Genomic DNA, 20908 nt, shown 5'->3' with positions numbered 1-20908 from the left:
TCACGGAGTTGACCCTTGACCCCCACGGATACCCAGATCGCGCGCGCCGCCCTGCCCGACAGCAGGAGAGAGCGCCTCGCGTGGGGAGCAGCGGTCGCTGCAGTCGTCGTTCTCGGCTACCTCCTTGTGCTCAGCGTCGATCCCCGCTTCTTCTACATCGACGACACCGAATCGGGTGCCGTACCCAACTGGCTCCAGCTCGGACGCATCATGCGCGACGGGCACTTCCCCTCGCTGGTGCTCGATCAGTGGATGGCAGGCAACTACCCGGTCGAGGGCCAGGGCGGCCTGTGGAATCCCGTGCAGATGGCGATCAACTACATCTCGCCGTCGATCGACAACTTGGTGCTGCTGGCCACGGTCGTCAAACTCGGATTCTCGATTCTGTTGGCCTGGGGCGTCTTTCGCGTCGCTCTGGCCTACGGAGCGCGGGCGAACTGGGCCGCGGTAGCCGGCGCGAGCGCACCGTTCGTCGGCTTCACGCTGTTCTTCGAGAACACCTCGTGGGTGACCGCACTGATGGGTACCGCGTGGATCATGAACGCGTGGGCGAGCTCGGTGTCCTACGCCCGCGGCCGCAGCGGCCCCATCGTGCCGTTCGTCTTCCTCTACCTCGCCATCAGCGTGGGATACGTCCACGCCGCGGTGATGGCCGGAGTCATGATCGGATCCGTCGCGATCGGCGAACGCCTGTTCCAGCGGCTGTGGCGTCCGGCAGTGAAGGTGTGCGCCGTAGGCATCGCCGCCGCGGCCTGCGGGGCCGTCACGTTCCTGCCCGGCGTGCTCACCTCGGCGGTCACCTGGCGTAGCGGCGACGAAGGCACGTTCAACGACAACTTCCTGACGGCACCGTGGTCGGAATCGCTGACCGCGAGCATCCCGACCGCTGTGACCAGCATCGAATCCTGGGCGGGCGAGACCACCGAATCGCCGGTCACCTACATCGCCTGGTTCGTGGTGCCCGCGCTGGCGTTCATCGCATGGCGTCGAGTACCCGCGGCTCTGCGCGAGCTGGCAGCCCCGCTGATCATGCTGGCGTTCGCCCTGATCTTCACCGCGGGCCCCAGCGACATCGGACCGATCCGCTGGCCCGCCCGCATCCTGCCGTTCGTCGCCCTCGTCGCGCTGATTCTCGTGGTCACCCTGATCAGCCGGTACGGCACTCTCGACAAGCTACGGCCCCGGCTGCTCGCCGCCGGCCTGTTGACGCTGGTGCTGCTGCTGCGGGCCGGTTCTTCGGGCCCGGAGTTCTTCGGCCGCCATGTCCTCGCTGCGCTGGTGATCCTGCTCGTCGGAGCACTCGCCCTGCTGTTGGCCCACCGGTTCTCCACGCGCGCGACCGCGGCACTGCTGCTGGTGACCATCGCGCCGGTCGCGATGTACCAGGTGGCCACCTACGAACCCCCCTTCGACAAGTGGTGGCTGCCCGCGTCCCAATCCGAGGCCAAGGCCGAGTTCCCGCAGTGGCAGGGCGCGACTCTGCAACTCGGCAGCCGTGCGCTCACCGAGACCGAGGCCGACGGACCCGACGACCCCAAGCTGCCCTGGCACTCCCAGGTGTACGGCAACTCCGCCAAAATCATGGGCCTGGACTACGTCAACGCGTACACCCCGGTCGGATATCTCGACTTCGCCAACCTGCTGTGCTTCGAGCACGAGGGATCGACCTGCGAGGACGCCTTCCGGCGCGTGTTCGAGATCGAGCCGTACACCGGCAAGACCTACGCCGATCTGATGCAACTCGATCGAATCGTGCTGCAGAAGAACCAGTATCCGCTCGCGAATTCACGACCCGCACCCGCAGGCTGGGAGTGGGTGACCGCTCCCACGCCCGAGTCCGCCCGCCAGATCTACGTCCTCGAACGCGTCGACGGACTGATTCCCGCCACGTCTGGACGCGTCGTCGCGACCGTGAACGCCACGGCCGAACCTCGATCGTCCGACGCCGACTCCGAGCACGTCGACGTCAGCGCTCCGAACGGCGGCAGCGTCGTGTTCTCCCGTCTGGCCTGGCCCGGCTACACCGCGACCCTGAACGGTGAAGAGCTGCAGACCAAGGGGTTGGCCGACATCTTCCTCTACGTCGACCTGCCGCCCGGTACCGAGAACGCAGATCTGCACATCACCTTCCGGCCGCCCGGCGAACGTCTCGGACTCGCCGCGATGGCGGGCGGGGTGCTGCTGCTGGTCGGTCTGGTGGTACTCGATGTGCGACGACGCAGAAGCTCGAATTCTCCGGAGTTCGGCAGTACGACGTCCAGCAGATAAGGTCAGACCTCGTGATGTCCGACGACGCTGCTGCTGATCCGCACCGCATCTCCATCGTGGTTCCGGTCTATCAGGGCGAACGGACGCTCAGCGCGTTGATGGACGAGATCATCCCGTTGACCCAGGTGGTGCACACTCCCCTCGGGCGTCCGATGGTCGTCGAAGAAGTTCTGCTCGTGTTCGATCACGGCCCCGACAACTCCGCTGCAGTGATCAGGCAGCTCACCGCAGCGCACACGTTCGTGCGCGGTGTATGGCTGAGCCGCAACTTCGGCCAACACCCGGCCACCCTCGCCGGTATGGCATCGAGCGGCGGCGAGTGGATCGTCACGATGGACGAGGACGGCCAGCACGACCCAGCGGCCATCGGCGGCATGCTCGATACCGCCCTCGACCAGCAGTCCACCGTCGTCTACGCCAAGCCCACCAATGTCGCTCCCCACGGAATGTGGCGCAACGCAGCCTCCAAGGGCTCGAAGTGGCTGATCGCCAAGGCTCTGGCCGGGGACAACACCGTCGACTACCAGAGCTTCCGCCTGGTGCTCGGTGAAGTCGGTCGCTCCGTCGCCGCCTACGCCGGTTCCGAGGCGTACCTGGACATCGCACTCGGGTGGATCGCAGGCGACGTCACGACCAGCCCGGTGGCGTTGCGCGAAGAGGTGGACCGTCGATCGGGCTACCGCCTGCGCACCTTGCTCTCGCACTTCTGGCGGATGGTGCTCTCGAGCGGCACCAAGGGCCTGCGGCTGGTCAGCTTCATCGGCATCGCCTTCGCCGTACTCGGCCTGATTCTGGTGGCGTACGTACTGGTGTCGTACTTCGTCTTCGATTCGGGTGCCGAGGTGCGAGGCTGGGCATCGACGATGGTGATCCTGTTGTTCGGCTTCGGGGCAACACTGTTCTCCCTCGGTGTGGTGGCCGAGTACGTGGGCGTGAACGTCAAGACGGCCATGGGCAAGCCGCCGTACCTGATCGTCACCGATCCCGGAAACGGCCCGCTCGGACGCACTGCGCCTGCCGTATCGACCGAATCGCCCGAAAAAACGCCGCCGTTGTGACCGCAACGCACACGTGGATCGTCGGCAGCGGCGGACTGCTCGGCGCTGCAGTGACCCGCGAGGCCGGTCGTCGTGGGCATCGGGTGCACACCAGCACCATCCCGTGGTCGGATACAGCGTCCGCCGAACAGGCTCTGCTGCAGCGCTGTTCGGACTTCTTCGACTCCTTCACCGACGGTACCTGGAACGTGATCTGGGCCGCGGGAGCGGGCGTGAACGGAACCAGCGCAGCACAATTCGCCGAAGAGAACGGCCTGATCCGCACCGTCCTGGCACGCATCGAGGCTGTCGCCGCCGACCGCGCGGGCACCGGAACCGTGTTCCTCGCCTCGTCCGCCGGAGGTGTCTACGCCGGCGCGACGGGAGCCCCACATCACGAGGGAACGAACCCGGTTCCGTTGGGCGACTACGGCTTCGCCAAGCTGCAGTCCGAGGCCATCGCGACCGAGTTCGGTGCACGCACCGGCATCAACGTGGCCATCGGCCGGTTCGCGAACCTCTACGGGCCGGGTCAGAACCTCGCGAAACCTCAAGGCCTCATCTCGCACCTGTGCCGGGGATACCTCATGGCCTCCCCCGTCTCCATCTACGTCCCGATGGACACGTTGCGCGACTACCTCTACGTGTCCGACGCGGCCGAGATGGTCGCCGACACCCTCGCCATGTCGGCCACGCAACGACTCTCGCCGACGATCAAGATCTTCGCCTCCGGTGAGGCCGTCACCATCGGCTCGATACTCGGAGCGTGCCGGACGGTGTTCCGCCGTCGACCGAACGTGGTGCTGGCGGCGTCCCCACTCGCAGTGTTCCAGGGTCGCGATCTACGGCTGCGGTCGACGGTCTGGCCACAGATCGATCGTCGAACGCACCGAACGTTGCCTGCCGGCATCGCGTCGACCTTGTTCGCGACGCGTCAAGCATTGGGGGTCGGTCGATGACCGAACCACAGACTCCCGCTCCCCCGGCCGGCATGAACGGCGCGCCCGGGCCGCTGATGCGCATCGTCAAGAATCAGAAGATCGCGTTCCTGCTCGTCGGCGGCGTCAACACCGCATTGGGTACCGCGTGGTTCATCCTGTGGCAGTTGCTGATCGGCGAGCAGTACGGATACCACGCCGCGATCGTGCTCGGCTATCTCTGCAACGTGCTCTGCGCGTTTGCGATGTACCGCTATCTGGTGTTCCGCGTGCGGGGTCACTTCCTACGTGATCTGCTGCGGTTCTTCGTCGTGAACTTCGGCGCCTTCGTCGCCAACATCTCCCTGATGACGATCGCCGTATCCGTCTTCCACTTCCCGCCCATCCCTTCACAATTGGTCGTCACAGCAGTGATGGCAGTCGTCAGCTTCTTCGGCTACCGCGACTTCTCGTTCCGCAGAAAGAGCCAGGCCCCCACACCATGACACCCCGTGTATCCGTCGTCGTCCCGGCGTACAACAACGCCGAGTACCTGGCCGAGACCATCGATTCGATTCTCGCCCAGACCTTCACGGACTTCGAGCTGGTCATCGCCGATCATTCGTCGTCCGACGGCACACTCGCCGTCGCGCAGAAATTCGACGACCCGCGTATTCGTGTGCTGACGACCCCGGCCGGTGGCGGCGCGCAGGCCAACTGGAATCGGGTCACCGAAGAGGCCACCGGCGAATTGATCAAACTCGTCTGCGGCGACGACACCATCGCGCCCACCGCGTTGGCGACTCAGGTCCAAGCATTCGACGACAACCCGACCGCCGTTCTGGTCGCCTCTCAGCGGACGTTGATCGACGCCTACGGCAAGACGGTGATCGCCGCCCGCGGGCTCGGCGGCCTGCACGGAACGGTCTCGGGTCGAGTTGCCGCGCGAACCGCAGTCCGAGCCGGCGCCAACATCTTCGGCGAACCCGGCGGCGTCATGATGAAGCTCGCGGAGCTCCGCGAAATCGGGCTGTGGGACAACAGCCATCCCTACCTGATCGATCAGGCCACGTTCATCGCTGTCGCGCTCCGCGGCGACATCGTGGCAATTCCCCGACCACTGGCATCGTTCCGCATCAACTCAGGGCAATGGAGTGTGGAGCTTGCGACGCAGCAGGCACGTCAGGCCGCCGACTTCCACCGCTCCCTGCAGGCCAGCGACCCGAGCCTGTTGTCCGACAACGACGTTCGCATCGGAAACGCCAAGGCACTGATGACATCGTTCATGCGTCGCGCGGTGTACCTGCTGCTGCGCCACCGGATGTCGCGCAGCAGCTAGGCCCTGCTTCAGGGCAGCACGGACTCCTTCGCCGCGTAGACGGCCTCGGTGGCGTCCTTCTGCGGTCGCCACCACTGCTCGTTCTCGCGGTACCAGTCGATGGTCGCCTTCAGTCCGGCACGGAAGTCGACATACGTTGGCGTCCAACCCAATTCGGTGCGGAGCTTGGTCGAGTCGATGGCGTAACGCAGGTCGTGGCCGGGGCGGTCGGTGACGAAGTCGAAGGCGTCGGGTGCGTTGCCGGTCTCTTCGAGAATCGCTTCGAGGACGGTGCGGTTGTTCGCTTCGCCGTCGGCTCCGATGAGGTAGGTCTCGCCGATGCGTCCGCCGTCGATGATGGCCCAGACGGCGCTGTTGTGGTCGTCGACGTGGATCCAGTCGCGCACGTTCTGCCCGGCGCCGTAGAGCTTGGGCCGGGAGCCGCTGAGGATGTTGGTGATCTGGCGCGGGATGAACTTCTCCACGTGCTGATACGGGCCGTAGTTGTTGGAGCAGTTGGAGATGGTGGAGCGGACGCCGAACGAACGCGTCCAGGCCCGCACCAGCAGATCACTCGACGCCTTGGTGGACGAGTACGGGCTCGACGGGTTGTACGGAGTGGACTCGGTGAACCGCGCCGGGTCGTCGAGTTCGAGGTCGCCGTAGACCTCGTCGGTGGAGATGTGGTGGTAGCGGACGTCGTGTTCGCGGACCGCATTGAGCAAGGTGGTGGTACCGATGACGTTGGTGTGCACGAACGGCCACGGATCGGTCAACGAGTTGTCGTTGTGGGATTCGGCGGCGAAGTGCACGACCAGGTCCGTCTCGCGCACGAGGCGGTCGACGAGATCGGCGTCGGCGATGTCGCCGTGCACGAACTCGATTCGATCGGCCACTGGATCGAGGGAAGCCTTGTTGCCGGCGTAGGTGAGCTTGTCGAGCACGGTGACCTGGGAATCGGGACGCTGCGCGAGGGTCTGATGTACGAAGTTCGCGCCGATGAACCCGGCCCCACCCGTGACGAGAATTCTCATGTACCGGCACTTTACCGGTGGATGCTCGTGCGGGCCGATCTTGTCTGCCACGCGTGCTAGCTTCTGCTCGACTTCGGGGGGAGTAGTAATCGGATGGGTCTGGGGAAGATTCCTGTTCGTCTCGCGGCATCGATAGCGCTGTTGTTCGGCCTCATGTGGGCAATCCCGCAGCTGGCACCGGAAGTGCCCGAACCGTACGAGTGGAGTGCCGTGTCGGCCCTACCGAATCACGTAGGCCGATGTCGCCGACTCGGTTGAGTGATCGGCCGTCGGAACTGTCAGGAGCCTCGGACGGTGCGGCCGGCGAAAGCCGCCAAACGCTCGTACGCGTTCGCGTCGTCGGGTGCCGGTTGCTCTGGATCGAAGGCACCACCGCGCCGTTCGTCGGTCATGTTCGCCGACATGAACACCATCCCCTCCTCGGGCACGGTCTGGTCGAGATCATCGGTGCCGCGACCGAGTGCGGTCGCGAGATCCCACGCGTGCACCGAGAGTTCCGCGGCAACCATGCCGAGCGGCAGCGGCGAACCTGCGTCGATCTCGGCCAGCAGTTCGCGAGTCCGCTCGGTCCACAGCGGAATCGGATCCGAGGACGACTCGGGTGACGCTGACCAGTCGATATCTCCACCCCGAGCCATGGTCACCAGGTTGGCAGCGGTGTTCACCAGGTGATCGGTCAGGTCAGCGACGGTCCACTCGGTGCAGGGCGTCGCCGATGCGCGTTCGGCTTCGGTCACTGTGGAGAGCAGAGCGGTGACCTGATCGATACCGGTGGCGATCTGGTTCGTCGTCGTCACGTGGCTTGTCCTCGGTTCTCGGTGGTCAGTCGGTCCCGTTCCCCACAGCTGCGGGGCAGGACGAAGTTTAGAGGCGGATTCCACATCGCGCGCGGAAACGGAGCGGCACAAGCGAGCGGGTGATCGGAGGGTCTGGAAGACTTCGCCGTCATGCGGGGAATCATTCTGGCGGGCGGCACGGGCTCGCGTCTTCATCCGATCACGATGGGCGTCAGCAAGCAGCTGGTCCCGGTCTACGACAAACCGATGATCTACTACCCGCTCTCGACTCTGATCCTGGCCGGGATCCGCGAGATCCTCGTCATCACCACACCCCAGGACGCCGACCAGTTCACGCGTCTGCTCGGTGACGGTTCCCAATTCGGCATCGACTTGACCTACAAGGTCCAACACGAGCCCAACGGCCTCGCCCAGGCCTTCGTGTTGGGTGCCGACCACATCGGCACCGACTCCGCGGCATTGGTGTTGGGCGACAACATCTTCTACGGCCCCGGCCTGGGCACCCAACTGTCCCGCTTCGACACCATCGACGGCGGAGCCGTCTTCGCCTACGAGGTCTCCGACCCCACCGCCTACGGCGTCATCGAATTCGATGCGAACCGAAAAGCCATCTCACTCGAAGAAAAACCCGCCGCCCCGAAATCGAACTACGCCGTCCCGGGGCTGTACTTCTACGACAACGACGTCATCGCCATCGCCCGCGACCTGCAACCGTCCGCGCGTGGGGAATACGAGATCACCGACGTCAACCGCCACTACCTCGAGGCAGGCCGCCTCCAGGTCGAAGTCCTCCCCCGCGGTACCGCCTGGCTCGACACCGGCACCTTCGACTCGCTGCTCGATGCCTCGAACTATGTGCGCACCATCGAACAACGTCAGGGCCTGAAGATCGGGTCCCCCGAAGAGGTGGCGTGGCGACGCGGATTCATCACCGACGACGAACTGCGCGCCCGGGCGGAGACACTCGTCAAATCCGGGTACGGCCGCTACCTGCTGGACCTGATCGACCGAGGACACCGAGCATGAGCTTTCGCGAGTTGAGCATCGCCGGTGCCTACGAGTACACCCCACGCCAGTTCGGCGACGATCGCGGTGTGTTCTTCGAATGGTTCAAAGCCTCGGCGTTCGCCGAGACCACCGGGCGGTCGTTGGAGCTGCTGCAGGCGAACTGCTCGGTCTCCGCAGCCGGGGTCCTGCGTGGGATCCACTTCACCACCAACCCACCCGGGCAGGCGAAATACGTCACCTGCGCCCGCGGAGCATTCCTCGACGTCATCGTCGACCTGCGCGTCGGATCCCCGACGTTCGGGCAGTGGGACAGCGTGCTGATCGACGACATCGACCGCAAAGCGGTGTTCCTGTCCGAAGGACTCGGCCACGCCATCCTCTCGCTCGAGGACAATTCGACCGTCATGTACCTGTGCAGTCTCGAGTACACCCCGGCCCTGGACCGCGACATCAACCCACTCGACCCCGCCCTGGGCATCGACTGGCCCACCACCGGACGCGACGGATCGCCCCTGACCTACGAACTCTCCGACAAGGACAAAGCCGCCCCCACCCTCGCCGAAGCCCTCGAACGCGGAGACCTGCCGAACTGCTCGTGAGCGGCGGGGCGAGGCGGCGACGCCGGATCGGACAAACGCGCGCGCGTTCGTCAGACGCGCGCAGAATCGCCCGTGACCGTTGACGAGAATGCGCGCGTTCAGCAAGTGCGCGCGCGTTTGCGAACCTCACGGGGGCGAACGCGCGTCCGGCAAGTGCGCGCGCGTGTGCGAACCTCTGGGGGCGAACCCGCGCTTGCGGACCCCCGGGAGCCCGAACCCGGAGGCTCAGCGGATCTTGAAGATCACGAATCGCTGAACGAGGAAGTTGATGACCGTCGCCGTGCCCTGCGCGATGACGAAGGCCACGTTGGCGTACCAGAAGCCGTCGGGAAGGGCCTGGTAGAGCCAGGTGTAGATGCCCACCTGGACGGCGAAGGTGACTCCGTACAGCGCGACGACGGCGAAGAACCGAGCCCGCGACGGGGCCGCGTTGAACGTCCAGCGGCGATTGATCAGGTAGGCCGTCGTCGTTCCGAGTACGAAGCCGATGGCCTTGGCCAGCGTCACACCGACGCCGAACACGAAATGCAGCAGCAGGTTGACGCCCTGGTCGACGATCGCCGACAACAAACCCGTCGCCAGGAACCGCAGCACCTGCGTCTTGAGGTCGAGGGCCGCGTCGGCGATGTTCTCGGTCAACGGCAGCTCGACGGGTAGCGGGACGTGATGCTGCAACTCTTCGTCCTCGGGCGACCAGTCGTCGCCCGTCGAGCCTTCTTCTGCGGAGCGGTCGGGGGTGGACACGAGGACTGACACTAGCCGCTGCTGCGGTGCGGGTACCCTCTTGAGCGATGTCCACGACAGCCGACGACGCACTCTTCCCCCTGGAACCACAGGCCGGGAACACTGCGCCGCTACCCACGCAGACCCGCACACTCACCGGTTGGGGCCGCACTGCTCCCTCCACTGGAGAGGTGCTCTCGACCTCCGACCCCGAGCTCATCGCGAACGCGGTCAAGCAGGTCGCCGAGCAGAACGACTCCAAGCCGGCCTACCTCCGACGCGGCGTCATCGCCCGCGGCCTAGGCCGCTCCTACGGTGACAACGCGCAGAACTCCGGCGGCCTCGTCATCGACATGAATGCGCTGAACGGCATTCACAGCATCGACGCGTCCACGCGCATCGTCGACGTCGACGGTGGCGTCAACCTCGATCAGCTGATGCGTGCTGCGCTGCCGTTCGGTCTGTGGGTACCGGTGCTGCCGGGTACGCGACAGGTCACCATCGGAGGTGCGATCGGCACCGACATCCACGGCAAGAACCATCACAGCGCGGGCAGCTTCGGCAACCACGTCCGCTCGATGGAACTGCTCACGGCGGACGGTCAGATCCGGCACCTGACGCCGTCGGGCAAGAACGCCAAACTGTTCTGGGCAACGGTCGGCGGCAACGGTCTGACCGGCATCATCCTGCGCGCGACCATCGAGATGACGCCCACGGAAACGGCGTACTTCATCGCCGACGGCGACGTCACCAGCACCCTCGACGAAACCATCGCGCTGCACAGCGACGGCAGCGAGAACAACTACGACTACTCGAGCGCATGGTTCGACGCGGTTGCTCCGCCACCCAAGCTCGGTCGCGCGGCTGTGTCTCGTGGATCGTTGGCGCGCCTGGACCAGTTGCCGGAGAAGCTGCAGAAGGATCCGTTGCTCTTCAACGCGAAGCCCTTGGTGAAGTTCCCCGACATTTTCCCGAACGGACTCGCGAACAAGTACACCTTCTCGGCCGTCGGCGAGGTCTGGTACCGAAAGTCGGGCAACTACCGCAACAAGGTGCAGAACCTTACGGCGTTCTACCACCCACTCGACATGTTCAGTGAGTGGAACCGCGCCTACGGCTCCAAGGGATTCCTCCAGTACCAGTTCGTGGTGCCGCCGGAGGCCGTCGACGAGTTCAAGAAGATCATCGTCGATATCCAGAAGTCCGGGCACTACTCGTTCCTCAACGTGTTCAAGCTGTTCGGGCCCGGAAACAAAGCGCCACTGAGCTTTCCGATTCCGGGTTGGAACATCTGCGTCGACTTCCCGATCAAGCCGGGCTTGAACGAGTTCGTCCGCGAACTCGACAAGCGCGTGCTCGAATTCGGTGGCCGTCTGTACACCGCGAAAGATTCGCGCACCGACGCCGAGACGTTCCATTCGATGTACCCGCGGATCGACGAATGGATCAAGGTCCGTCGATCTGTAGACCCCACAGGCGTTTTCGCCTCCGATATGGCTAGAAGGCTGGAACTGCTGTGACGATAGACGCCGTAGGTAACCCCCAGACGATTCTCGTTCTGGGTGGCACCAGCGAGATCGGTCTCGCGATTACCGAGGAGTACCTGTCGAAGTCGCCGGCACGTGTCATCCTCGCTGCGCTGCCGAACGACCCGCTGCGCGAGAGCGCCGTTGCACAACTGACCGCCAAGGGCGCGAAGTCCGTCGACGTCATCGACTTCGATGCACTCGACACCGCATCGCACCCGAAGGTCATCGACGCCGCCTGGGCCAAGGGTGACGTCGATGTCGCCATCGTCGCCTTCGCCGTCGACTTCGATGCCGAGCAGCTCTGGCAGGACCAGCGCAAGGCCGTCCTCGCCGCGAACATCAACTACACCGCTTCGGTGTCGGTCGGTGTGCTGCTGGGCGAGAAGATGAAGGCCCAGGCGTACGGCCGCATCATCGTCATGTCCTCGGTGGCAGGCGAGCGGGTACGACGCTCCAACTTCGTCTACGGCTCCACCAAGGCCGGACTCGACGGCTTCTACCTCGGACTCGGAGAAGCGTTGCGAGAGTTCGGACCTCGGGTCACCGTCGTTCGTCCGGGCATGGTGCGCACCAAGTTCAGCGCGCACGTCAAGGAAGCCCCGATGACCGTCGACAAGGAGGTCATCGCCAAGCTCGCGGTGAACGCGTCACGCAAGGGCACCCCCCTCATCTGGACTCCCGCGCCGTGGCGTCTGGTGATGATGGTGCTGCGGCACGTGCCGCGGCCGATCTTCCGCAAGCTGCCCATCTGATCTCGATGACAATCGGGGTTGCACCGGCTCGCAGAACCGCTTCTGCCGTCGGGGAAATCGCTCTCGGTGCGCTTTTCGCAGTCGTGGTGGCGACGGTCGGGTTGTACGCCTTCTCACTGGTTCAGTGGCCGGCGTTCAACTCGTCCAACGTCACTCGCGCGATCACGACGCTCGGGCAGGTGGTTGCCGCAGCACTGTTCGCCGCGTCGATCTACCTGTACCGAATTCACAAGTGGCCGTGGATCGCTCGACTCGCAGCATGGGCCGGGTTGAGCGGTTTCGTCACCGTCACCCTCGGGATGCCGCTGGCTGCAACCAAGCTCTACCTGTTCGGCATCTCCGTCGACCAGGAGTTTCGCACCGAATACCTGACTCGGCTGACGGATTCGGCGTCGTTGCGGGACATGACGTACGCCGACATCCCGCCGTTCTACCCCGCCGGCTGGTTCTGGCTCGGTGGACGCGTGGGCAACGTCCTGGGCATGGACGGCTGGGAAGTATTCAAGCCCTACGCAATCGGGCTGCTCGCCGTCACCGCCGTCGTGTCGTTCGTCTTGTGGAAGGCGCTCATCCGAGCCGACTGGGCTGTCGCCGTCAGCGCCGTCACCACCGCACTCGTCGTCGCCCACGCCTCCCCCGAGGCATACAGCGCCGTGATCGTGATGCTCTTCGCTCCGGCACTGGTTCTCGCGTGGGGAGCGCTGCACCGAAGCGCATCGGGTGGGTGGGGCGCGGTGGTCGGCACCGGACTCTTCCTCGGTCTGGCCGCAACGTTCTACACGCTGTACCTCGGTTTGGCGGCGTTCACCGTCGTACTCATGGCACTGTTCGCCGCGGTCCTCGCATATCGCGAGCGGAAGTCCTGGAACGTCCTGGTTCCCATCGCGATCAAGGTCGCCGCGATCGCCGCGATCTCGGGACTCATCGCCGCGACCGTGTGGCTGCCGTACCTGATCGAATTCCTGCGCGGTGCGCCGTCCACGTCGGGCACGGCGTTGCACTACCTGCCCGAAGCCGGTGCGACACTTCCCTTCCCGATGTTCGAGTTCTCCCTGATGGGCGGACTGTGCCTCATCGGCACGGTGTGGGTCGCGGTGCGGTTCTCGTCCTCACGCCGGGCACAGGCACTCGGCGTCGGCGTCGTATCGATCTACCTGTGGACTCTGCTGTCCATGGCAGCCACGGCTGCGGGCACCACCCTGCTCTCGTTCCGCCTCGAAGCAGTCCTGATCGTATTGCTCGGCAGCGCAGGCGTTTTCGGCTTCCTCGAAGGCAGCCACGCGATCTACCAGGCCATCAACGAGCCCCCGAAGTTCCGCATCGCCGCCGTCGTCGTAGCGGCCATCGGTGCCATGACCTACGCGCAGAACATCCCCCAGGTACTGCAGACCGAGATCACCGTCGCCTACTCCGACACCGACGGTGACGGCAACCGCGCCGACATGCGCCCACCGAGCGCGGTCTCCTACTACGGCGAGGTCGACGAAGCCTTGACCGAGCAGACCCAGCGTCCGCGCGACGAAACCGTCGTACTGACCGCGGACACCTCGTTCCTCAGCTACTACCCGTACTTCGGCTTCCAAGGACTGACATCGCACTACGCCAACCCGCTGGCGCAGTTCGATCAGCGAGCCGACGCCATCGAGCAATGGACCGAACTCGAGACACCCGATCAATTGGTCGACGCGCTGGAGAGCAGCCAGTGGCGCGCACCGGATGCGTTCTTGTTCCGCCGCGGTGCCGACGGCTACACCCTGCGCCTGGCCGAGGACGTCTACCCGAACGACCCGAACGTGCGCCGCTACACCGTCACCTTCCCCGAGTCACTGTTCGAGGATCCGCGCTTCACGGTGACGGATATCGGGCCCTTCGCGCTGGTTGTTCGCACTGCCTGACCGACCGGATCAGTAGGTGTAGTTGATACCTCGGGAGAACGTGAACCCGCCCGCAGGCGCGGTGCATGCGACTATGTCGTCGGGACCGGACTCGCACACCACGCCCTCGGCCGACAGCACCTGGCCGAACTCGAGCACCGGAGCGTTCGCGTTCACGTAGATGCCCTGCGTCGTACACAGGTTTTCCGGGCCCGCCCCGGTGACGCGAACGGCGACCTTGTCGTTCTCGGCGTTCGAGCATTGGGGCCCCTCGAAGGGGTTCCTGCCGTCCACCGCCTGACATCCCACTCGCCCCTCGGGCCCATCGGCGTCCCAGATGCCGCAGTGAATGTTGCCCGTCGGCGAAACGAAGTTGTATTGACCGCCTCCCGTCCGGAACGTCGCGGGATCGACGTTGCCTGGTTCGTCTCCCGACGGCTGCAAGATCGCACCACCACCACCCGGCACCAGGTCGGCTGCTTCCTCCGGTGTTCGCGTCGGCGGAGCGACAGTCGATTCCTGTTGGGATTCGACCTCGAGCGCTGTCGACGGCTCGGCCGTAGCCGAACTGGTTGCGGTCTCTGCGGGCACCGGTCTCAGCTCCGACGCTGAACTGGTATCCGAATCGCCACTGGCACAACCACTCAGAGCCAATACACACAACGTCACGACAGGAACAAGATTCTTCAGAGCAATTTTCACGTCTTCTCTTCTCTTCCGATTCGGAACGAGGACCCTCCGGAGTTCACGAGGGCGTCGTCTTTCGTCGTTCGGACTGGCAAGTTCGGTATGTCTCATCGCTTGTTCAGCGGGCCGGCACGTCGAAGGTGGGGCTCGGCGTGTGCGCGGAGCTCGAGCCGATCACTGCCGCGAGCGCGTTGGAGAGGACGAGTGAACGGGTGATGGCCGGATGCTTTTTCATGAACCTCCATGTGTGTGTCGTGCGATGGCAGAACCGAACATAACACTTGCCTCTAGGGAAAGTGTTAGTGTTGCCGCTATGGAAAGTCATCAGTCGCCGGCCTACGCTCGCGATCTCTTGGGTGCACTCCACGCCGATCGCGTCGCCCTCGCCGACCGTCTTGTTGCGCCGTCCTGGCTCTACCCGGCCTTCGCGGCATCCACCGCCCTGTACGTAGGCACACCGGCGTTGCCCGACGGCAAGGTCAGTGCGGCGCTCGCGGCCCTCCCCGTCGTCGTAGCAACAACATTGGCTCTGCTCTATCCCCGCATATCCGGAGTGCGGCCGGCGGCAGTGGGTTCGACCGGATGGGGTGTTCTGGTCGGGCTTCTGATCGGCGTGCTCGGCCTGTTGAGCGTGTCCTACGGCGTGGTGGCGTCACTGTCCGCGTGGTGGGTTCTCGTGCCGCAGGCCATGTGCTTCGTGATCGTGCTGTTCGGGGGCCGCGTGTTCGACGGCGAATACCGACGCCACCTACACGCCGGAGGCATCCGGCAACTGACCGGCCGGCGGAGCCGGAGCACTTGGTCATGACCGAAAATCCAAGTGCTGGACCGAGATTCGACGCCGTCATACACGCACCCGTCCGCCTGCGCGTGTGCGGAATTCTGCGCCGAATCGACGAGATCGACTTCGCGGTCATTCGTGACACCCTTCGGATCAGCGACGCGTCGCTGTCGAAACATCTCAAAGCTCTCTCCGACGCCGGCTACGTCTCGACGAACAAGACTGCGTCGCTGTCACGTTCGGACGCAAGGAGAGTGACGTGGGTCAAGCTCACGCACGCCGGCCGTGAAGCGTTCGATTCCCACATCGCCGAACTCGATGTCATCGCCAACGGCCACCCCGCACCAGAGCCGTCTCACCCACAACTACGAACGTGGAGTCCCACATTCGGCGCAACACCGGAGTTCGGCTGATCGAACGAGGCTGCGGCCGATGGTCGCATCGAAAGCTCGGGGCGGGGGCCCAGCCGAAATGCCACCCCCGCGATGGGTTGCGCCCTCGTAGGAATGCGTCTCGCTCGACACTGTCGATGGCGGAGAGCCTCAGCACCTCCCGCTGTGACCCCGGTCGTTCCAGTTTTCGCCTACCGTGATCTTTCTGTAACCTCGACGCGATGACCACCCACGACCAGAGAGTTTTCGAGCGGCAGCCGACAACGGCACCGGCTCGACACTCCGGCGTCGGACGTGGTGACTTCGTTGCAGCGGTCGGATTTCTGCTCGCTGCCGTCTACGTCCTGCAGGGTCAGTGGCGCAATCTGGGTGGCGGCTACCTCTACAACAGCGGCCAGGACCAGACCATGTGGGAGTGGTTCTTCTCCGTCGCCGCGCATTCGGTTGCTTCGCTGAGCAACCCGTTTGCGAGTGACCTGCAGAATTACCCGCTCGGGGTGAATCTGATGGCGAACACGGCGATGTTCGGCATCTCCATCCCGCTGGCCCCGATCACGTTGCTCTTCGGACCGACGGTGACCTGGGCAATTGCCCTCACCGTCGGACTGGCAGGAACGTCGTTCGCGTGGTTCTGGCTGTTCTCCCGCCAGCTCAACTCGTCCAAGGGTGCCGCGGCCATGGGCGGTGCGCTGTGCGGCTTCGCCCCAGGCGCGATCTCGCACGCCAACGGCCACCCCAACTTCGTGGTGCTGTTCCTGCTTCCGGTCATCGCCATGCTGGTCACCCGCATCGCCCGCGGCGGCGGTACCACCAAGAACACCGTCGGCCTCGGTCTGATCGTCGCGCTGCAGGTCCTGCTCGGCGAGGAACCGCTGCTGATCTTCGCGATGTCGTTCGCAATCTTCGCCGTCGTCTACTACCTGTCACGGCCGCGATCGCTGTGGCCCGCCGTCCGCAATGCCGTGCCCCGACTCGCCGTATCGGCGGGCATCGCGTTGACTCTCGTGGCGTTTCCGCTGTGGTGGCAGTTCTTCGGCCCGCAGTCGTACTCGTTCCTCGAACACGGGCCGATGGGCAACGACGCCAAAGCGCTGTTCCAGTTCCCGACGCAATCCCTCGGCGGCGAGGCGACGCCGGGGCAGAACGTCCGCATCAACGCCACCGAGGAGAACGCGTACTTCGGTTGGCCGCTGCTGGTGCTGTGCCTGGTTGCCGCGGTGTGGATGTGGCGCGTCGCATCGGCCCGTGCCGCCGCCGCGACCGCGATCGTCATGAGCGTGCTCTCGCTCGGCGCGACGCTGGTGATCGGCAAGAACGACACCGGCATCACGCTGCCGTGGACGAAGCTCGCCGAGTACCCCCTCGTCGAATCCGTGCTCGAGACCCGCTTCGCGTTGGGCGCGGTGCCTGCCCTGGCCCTGCTGCTCGTCCTGGCCACCGATCGGACGTTCCGCAACGGACTGCGTCCGCTGCCTGCGTTCTGGATCGCCGGACTCGCCCTCGCGCTCGTGCCCCTCATCCCGACGCCGTTGGTCACCGTCGACAAGTCCCCGACCCCGGAGTTCTTCGCCGACGGTGAGTGGGAGAACTACGTCGACGACGGTTCCGTCGTCACCGTTCCCCTCCCACGGCCGGAGGACGCGCGCCCGCTGCGCTGGCAGATGGACGCCGACATGGGCTTCAAGCTGGCCGCCGGATACTTCGTCGGACCGAGCGACCAAGAAGACAAGGTCGCCAAGTACGGAGCCGTCGACCGGCCCACCGCACTGCTGCTCGGCTCGGTCTACGACTCGGGCACCGTTCCCGAGATCACCGACGATCAGCGAAGTCAGGCAGCGCAGGACATGGCGTTCTGGGAGGCCGACGTCGTCGTCCTGCCGCCGAGCAAGAACACCATCGCCCTACGCACCACCGTGACCGACCTCGTCGGTGTCCAGCCTCGATACACCGGTGGCGTATGGGTGTGGGATGTGCGGACGCTCGTCCCATAGCATCGTCGGCGTGCCCGAGACCGCTCCGAACCCGAAAACCGCCCGGCTGGTAGCGATCGTCACCGGCATCATCGGTGCGGTTCTGGCCATCGCGACTCCGTTGCTGCCGGTTCAGCAGGACGTCGCGACGCTGTCGTGGCCGCAGAGTTCGTTCGGCAGCGTCAATGCCCCGCTGGTGAGCTACTCGCCCGTCGACCTCGAAGCAACCGTTCCGTGCAGCGCGGCCAGTGCTCTCACCGACGGCGGCACCCTGGTCTCCACTGCACCCATCGCCGCTGCGAAGACCGAGCAGAAGGCACTGATCGTGCGGGTCGACGACGGCCGACTGCAGGTTCTGCTGCGCGATCGGGTTCTTGCCGAGACTCCCGTTTCCGAGCTGAGCGGCAACTGCGCCCTGACCGTGTCGTCCAACGCCACCAACACCATCGTCGATCTGGACGGCGAGGCGATCACGGTGGACGGAGACATCCGGCCGCAGGTCGTCGGCGTCTACACCGACCTTCTCGCCCCGGTCGACGGCCTGACCGTGCGCGCGGACATCGACTCGCGCTACTCCTCGAGTCCCACCGCGTTCAAGTTGCTGGCCATGATCGTCGGCGCACTCGCTGTGATCGCATCCCTGTTCTCGCTGCATCGCCTCGACAGCATGGACGGTCGACGCCACCGCCGATTCCTCCCCTCACGCTGGAAGTCGATCACCGGAGTCGACGCCGTCGTGGTCGGCGTGCTGGTGTTGTGGCACTTCATCGGCGCGAACACCTCCGACGACGGCTACCTGCTCAACATGGCCCGCGTCTCCGAGAACGCCGGCTACATGGCCAACTACTTCCGCTGGTTCGGCGTCCCCGAAGCACCGTTCGGCATGCCGTACTACGACATGCTCGCCGCCCTCGCCAAGGTCAGCACCGCCAGTATCTGGATGCGCCTGCCCGCCACCATCGCGGCCCTGCTGTGCTGGCTGGTGATCAGCCGCGAGGTCATCCCCCGCCTCGGCCGCGCGGTGCTCACCAACCGGGTCGCACTGTGGACCGCCGGATTCGTGTTCCTCGCCTTCTGGCTGCCCTACGACAACGGACTGCGCCCCGAACCGATCATCGCCCTCGGTGCCCTGCTCACGTGGTGCTCGATCGAACGAGCCATCGCCACCGGACGGCTGCTGCCCGCCGCCATCGGCACCCTGATCGCCGCGTTCTCTCTCGCCGCCGGTCCCACCGGGTTGATCGCCGTCGCCGCCCTGCTCGCCGGACTGCGCCCGCTGGTGATGATCGTGGTCAAGCGAGCTCGCCAGGTGGGATTGCTCGCCGTCCTTGCGCCGCTGGTCGCGTCGGGACTGGCGGTGCTGATCGCGATCTTCGCCGACCAGACTCTGAGCACCGTCCTCGAAGCGACCCGGGTGCGCTCGGCCATCGGACCGAACGTGCCGTGGTTCGAAGAACGTGTCCGCTGGGACGCGTTGATGACCATCTCGCCCGACGGCTCGCTCGCCCGACGATTCGGCATGTTCGCGATGCTGCTCTGCATCGTCGTGTGCATCGCGGTGATGCTCCGCAAGAACGGACGCATCCCCGGGACCGCCACCGGGCCGTCGCGTCGGATCCTCGGAATCATCCTGGGCGCACTGGCTCTGATGATGTTCACGCCCACCAAGTGGACCCACCACTTCGGTGTGTACGCCGGTCTCGCCGCATCGTTGGCCGCGCTGGCTGCCGTGGCCGTCACCGCGGCAACCGTCCGATCCCCGCGCAACAGAACACTGTTCACCGCCGCCGTACTGTTCCTGACGGCGGTGGCGTTCACCAGCTCCAACGGATGGTGGTACGTCTCGAGCTACGGCATTCCGTGGTTCGACAAGCCGCCGTCCATTGCCGGAAAAGGCTTTTCGACGATCCTGCTCGGCCTGACGGTTCTGACGCTGCTCTACGCCGCCTATCAGCACGTCCGATTGCCCTATCGCCGAAAGGAACCCACCACGCGTCGACGCTTCGCGCCGTCCGCGCTGACCATCGTCGCCGGCGGGGTCGTCGCCTTCGAGGTGCTCTCGTTCGTCAAAGGCGCTGTGGCGCAGTACCCGGCGTACTCCATTGCCCGATCGAACTTCTCCGCCCTCGCCGGAAACTCGTGCGGACTCGCCGGCGACGTGCAGGTGGAGACCGACGTCAACGGCTCGGTCCTGCAACCGCTCGATCCCGCAGCCGACGCTCTGGGTGCCGGCGGCAGTACCGGCTTCACCCCCGACGGCGTCGCCCAGGACCTGACCGCAGACTCCGAGGACACCGCGCAGGGCAGCGCCAACTCCATCCGCCCCGAGGACTCCGAACAGAGCGCCGCAGCGACCTCGTCCAACTCCGCCGGCACCTCCGGCGGAACCAACGAGAACGTCGGAATCAACGGCAGCACAGTCGCTTTGCCGTTCGGTTTGAATCCTGCAACCACTCCGGTGCTGGGCAGCTTCGGAGCCACCGAGCCCGCGTCCCTGACCTCGGGCTGGTACCAGCTTCCTAGAGACGGCGACCTCATTGCCATCGCCGCCGCAGGCCGCATCCGATCGGTGGACAAGGACGGCGTCGTCACCCCGGGCCAACGCGTCGAGCTGGAATACGGACGCCGCGACGGCGGCGACGTTCAGGCATTGGGCCGCGTCACCCCGCTCGATATCGGTCCGTCGCCGTCGTGGCGCAACCTGCGGGTCCCGATGAACGACCTGCCCGCCGACGCGGACGTCGTGCGCATCGTCGCCGAGGACAACGACCTGGCCGGCGATCAATGGCTCGCCGTCACCCCGCCGCGTGTCCCGAAGACCCAGACGCTGAACTCGCTGGTCGGATCGACCGATCCGGTGTTGCTGGACTGGGCCGTCGGACTCGCGTTTCCGTGCCAGCGTCCGTTCGATCATCGCGACGGCGTCGCCGAGGTACCGAAGTACCGCATCCTGCCCGACCGCACCGGTGCCGAATCCACCAACGCCTGGCAGGACTCGATCGGCGGCGGCCCGCTCGGCTGGACCGAACTGCTCCTCGGAGCGCAGACACTGCCGTCGTACCTCGCCGACGACTACTCCCGAGATTGGGGCTCGATCGAGAGATACATGCCACTCGATCCCGAGGCGGCGACGGCCGAGATCGCCGTCGAGCAGCAGTCACGGTCCGGATTGGCCAGCGACGGGCCGATGAAAACCGACTGATCCCCTGGTTCTGTAACGAT

Annotated in this window: 18 protein-coding genes; 14 read left to right on the top strand and 4 right to left on the bottom strand. The window is 65.4% G+C overall.

The genetic code is table 11. From position 1 onward, the window contains the following. Positions 1–15: 15 nt before the first annotated feature. Genes CH249_RS06890 through CH249_RS06870 form a run of 5 tightly spaced genes read left to right on the top strand, consistent with a single transcriptional unit; the run spans position 16 to position 5561 of the window. Positions 16–2268 carry a hypothetical protein gene (locus CH249_RS06890; protein WP_256988161.1) on the top strand — a complete coding sequence of 751 codons (2253 nt, stop codon included), beginning with the start codon at positions 16–18 and terminating at the stop codon, positions 2266–2268. 14 nt (positions 2269–2282) lie between these two features. Continuing rightward, the gene (locus CH249_RS06885; RefSeq protein ID WP_170945866.1) at positions 2283–3326 is read left to right on the top strand and encodes a glycosyltransferase; all 1044 of its coding nucleotides are present in this window, start codon (positions 2283–2285) and stop codon (positions 3324–3326) included. Beyond that, complete coding sequence (locus CH249_RS06880) at positions 3323–4264, top strand: NAD(P)-dependent oxidoreductase (protein ID WP_094681608.1); 942 nt, start codon at positions 3323–3325, stop codon at positions 4262–4264. The genes CH249_RS06885 and CH249_RS06880 overlap by 4 nt, the downstream gene beginning before the upstream one ends. Then, positions 4261–4728 (top strand): GtrA family protein, encoded by a 468-nt coding sequence (locus CH249_RS06875; protein WP_037187241.1) that lies wholly within the window; start codon positions 4261–4263, stop codon positions 4726–4728. Before CH249_RS06880 ends, CH249_RS06875 begins: the two co-directional genes overlap by 4 nt. Then, positions 4725–5561 (top strand): glycosyltransferase family A protein, encoded by an 837-nt coding sequence (locus tag CH249_RS06870; RefSeq protein WP_094681607.1) that lies wholly within the window; start codon positions 4725–4727, stop codon positions 5559–5561. Before CH249_RS06875 ends, CH249_RS06870 begins: the two co-directional genes overlap by 4 nt. Positions 5562–5569: 8 nt before the next feature. On the opposite strand, the gene rfbB is transcribed toward CH249_RS06870, so the two are convergent. After that, positions 5570–6574 carry a dTDP-glucose 4,6-dehydratase gene (gene rfbB, locus CH249_RS06865; RefSeq protein WP_094681701.1) on the bottom strand — a complete coding sequence of 335 codons (1005 nt, stop codon included), beginning with the start codon at positions 6572–6574 and terminating at the stop codon, positions 5570–5572. Positions 6575–6852: 278 nt separating this feature from the next. After that, positions 6853–7371 carry a maleylpyruvate isomerase family mycothiol-dependent enzyme gene (locus CH249_RS06860; RefSeq protein ID WP_179273158.1) on the bottom strand — a complete coding sequence of 173 codons (519 nt, stop codon included), beginning with the start codon at positions 7369–7371 and terminating at the stop codon, positions 6853–6855. 150 nt (positions 7372–7521) lie between these two features. On the opposite strand from CH249_RS06860, the gene rfbA reads away from it, so the two are divergent. Next, on the top strand, positions 7522–8397 hold the full coding sequence (rfbA, locus tag CH249_RS06855) for a glucose-1-phosphate thymidylyltransferase RfbA (RefSeq protein ID WP_045198019.1): 876 nt from the start codon (positions 7522–7524) through the stop codon (positions 8395–8397). Beyond that, positions 8394–8978, top strand: coding sequence for a dTDP-4-dehydrorhamnose 3,5-epimerase family protein (locus tag CH249_RS06850; protein ID WP_094681605.1), 585 nt, complete (start codon positions 8394–8396; stop codon positions 8976–8978). The genes rfbA and CH249_RS06850 overlap by 4 nt, the downstream gene beginning before the upstream one ends. Positions 8979–9203: 225 nt before the next feature. On the opposite strand, the gene CH249_RS06845 is transcribed toward CH249_RS06850, so the two are convergent. After that, positions 9204–9722, bottom strand: coding sequence for a GtrA family protein (locus tag CH249_RS06845; protein WP_094681699.1), 519 nt, complete (start codon positions 9720–9722; stop codon positions 9204–9206). Between the two features lie 47 nt (positions 9723–9769). Here CH249_RS06845 and CH249_RS06840 point away from each other — a divergent pair, with 47 nt between their 5' ends. From CH249_RS06840 to CH249_RS06830, 3 genes are read left to right on the top strand one after another with little or no spacing between them, the layout of a single operon-like run. Beyond that, complete coding sequence (locus CH249_RS06840; RefSeq protein ID WP_094646387.1) at positions 9770–11221, top strand: FAD-binding oxidoreductase; 1452 nt, start codon at positions 9770–9772, stop codon at positions 11219–11221. Next, positions 11218–11982: a decaprenylphospho-beta-D-erythro-pentofuranosid-2-ulose 2-reductase gene (locus tag CH249_RS06835; RefSeq protein WP_032381093.1), complete on the top strand. Its 765-nt coding sequence runs from the start codon at positions 11218–11220 to the stop codon at positions 11980–11982. Before CH249_RS06840 ends, CH249_RS06835 begins: the two co-directional genes overlap by 4 nt. Positions 11983–11987: 5 nt before the next feature. Continuing rightward, the gene (locus CH249_RS06830) at positions 11988–13877 is read left to right on the top strand and encodes a galactan 5-O-arabinofuranosyltransferase (protein WP_094681604.1); all 1890 of its coding nucleotides are present in this window, start codon (positions 11988–11990) and stop codon (positions 13875–13877) included. Positions 13878–13886: 9 nt separating this feature from the next. Here CH249_RS06830 and CH249_RS06825 read toward each other — a convergent pair whose 3' ends face one another. Continuing rightward, positions 13887–14447 (bottom strand): hypothetical protein, encoded by a 561-nt coding sequence (locus tag CH249_RS06825; RefSeq protein WP_094631884.1) that lies wholly within the window; start codon positions 14445–14447, stop codon positions 13887–13889. A 409-nt stretch (positions 14448–14856) separates the two neighbouring features. On the opposite strand from CH249_RS06825, the gene CH249_RS06820 reads away from it, so the two are divergent. The 4 genes from CH249_RS06820 (at position 14857) to CH249_RS06805 (ending at position 20888) form a co-directional block, all read left to right on the top strand. Then, positions 14857–15351: a hypothetical protein gene (locus CH249_RS06820; protein ID WP_094631883.1), complete on the top strand. Its 495-nt coding sequence runs from the start codon at positions 14857–14859 to the stop codon at positions 15349–15351. Continuing rightward, positions 15348–15737, top strand: a complete 390-nt coding sequence (locus CH249_RS06815) for a transcriptional regulator (RefSeq protein ID WP_094631882.1) — start codon at positions 15348–15350, stop codon at positions 15735–15737. Before CH249_RS06820 ends, CH249_RS06815 begins: the two co-directional genes overlap by 4 nt. 200 nt (positions 15738–15937) lie before the next feature. After that, positions 15938–17707, top strand: coding sequence for a glycosyl transferase (locus CH249_RS06810; RefSeq protein ID WP_094681603.1), 1770 nt, complete (start codon positions 15938–15940; stop codon positions 17705–17707). Continuing rightward, the gene (locus CH249_RS06805) at positions 17685–20888 is read left to right on the top strand and encodes an arabinosyltransferase domain-containing protein (protein WP_094681602.1); all 3204 of its coding nucleotides are present in this window, start codon (positions 17685–17687) and stop codon (positions 20886–20888) included. Before CH249_RS06810 ends, CH249_RS06805 begins: the two co-directional genes overlap by 23 nt. Positions 20889–20908 lie beyond the last annotated feature (20 nt).

The sequence above is a fragment of the Rhodococcus sp. 05-2255-3B1 genome (assembly GCF_002258545.1).
Lineage (GTDB): Bacteria > Actinomycetota > Actinomycetes > Mycobacteriales > Mycobacteriaceae > Rhodococcoides.
This window is presented reverse-complemented; position numbering and strand designations above follow the sequence as displayed.

Bases quoted from the DNA above. Each gene is read 5' to 3' on its own strand.
- CH249_RS06885 (WP_170945866.1), top strand. From the start codon at position 2,283: ATGTCCGACGACGCTGCTGCTGATCCGCACCGCATCTCCATCGTGGTT.
- CH249_RS06875 (WP_037187241.1), top strand. From the start codon at position 4,261: ATGACCGAACCACAGACTCCCGCTCCCCCGGCCGGCATGAACGGCGCG.
- CH249_RS06870 (WP_094681607.1), top strand. From the start codon at position 4,725: ATGACACCCCGTGTATCCGTCGTCGTCCCGGCGTACAACAACGCCGAG.
- rfbB (WP_094681701.1), bottom strand. From the start codon at position 6,574: ATGAGAATTCTCGTCACGGGTGGGGCCGGGTTCATCGGCGCGAACTTC.
- rfbA (WP_045198019.1), top strand. From the start codon at position 7,522: ATGCGGGGAATCATTCTGGCGGGCGGCACGGGCTCGCGTCTTCATCCG.
- CH249_RS06850 (WP_094681605.1), top strand. From the start codon at position 8,394: ATGAGCTTTCGCGAGTTGAGCATCGCCGGTGCCTACGAGTACACCCCA.
- CH249_RS06840 (WP_094646387.1), top strand. From the start codon at position 9,770: ATGTCCACGACAGCCGACGACGCACTCTTCCCCCTGGAACCACAGGCC.
- CH249_RS06830 (WP_094681604.1), top strand. From the start codon at position 11,988: ATGACAATCGGGGTTGCACCGGCTCGCAGAACCGCTTCTGCCGTCGGG.
- CH249_RS06820 (WP_094631883.1), top strand. From the start codon at position 14,857: ATGGAAAGTCATCAGTCGCCGGCCTACGCTCGCGATCTCTTGGGTGCA.
- CH249_RS06815 (WP_094631882.1), top strand. From the start codon at position 15,348: ATGACCGAAAATCCAAGTGCTGGACCGAGATTCGACGCCGTCATACAC.
- CH249_RS06810 (WP_094681603.1), top strand. From the start codon at position 15,938: ATGACCACCCACGACCAGAGAGTTTTCGAGCGGCAGCCGACAACGGCA.
- CH249_RS06805 (WP_094681602.1), top strand. From the start codon at position 17,685: ATGTGCGGACGCTCGTCCCATAGCATCGTCGGCGTGCCCGAGACCGCT.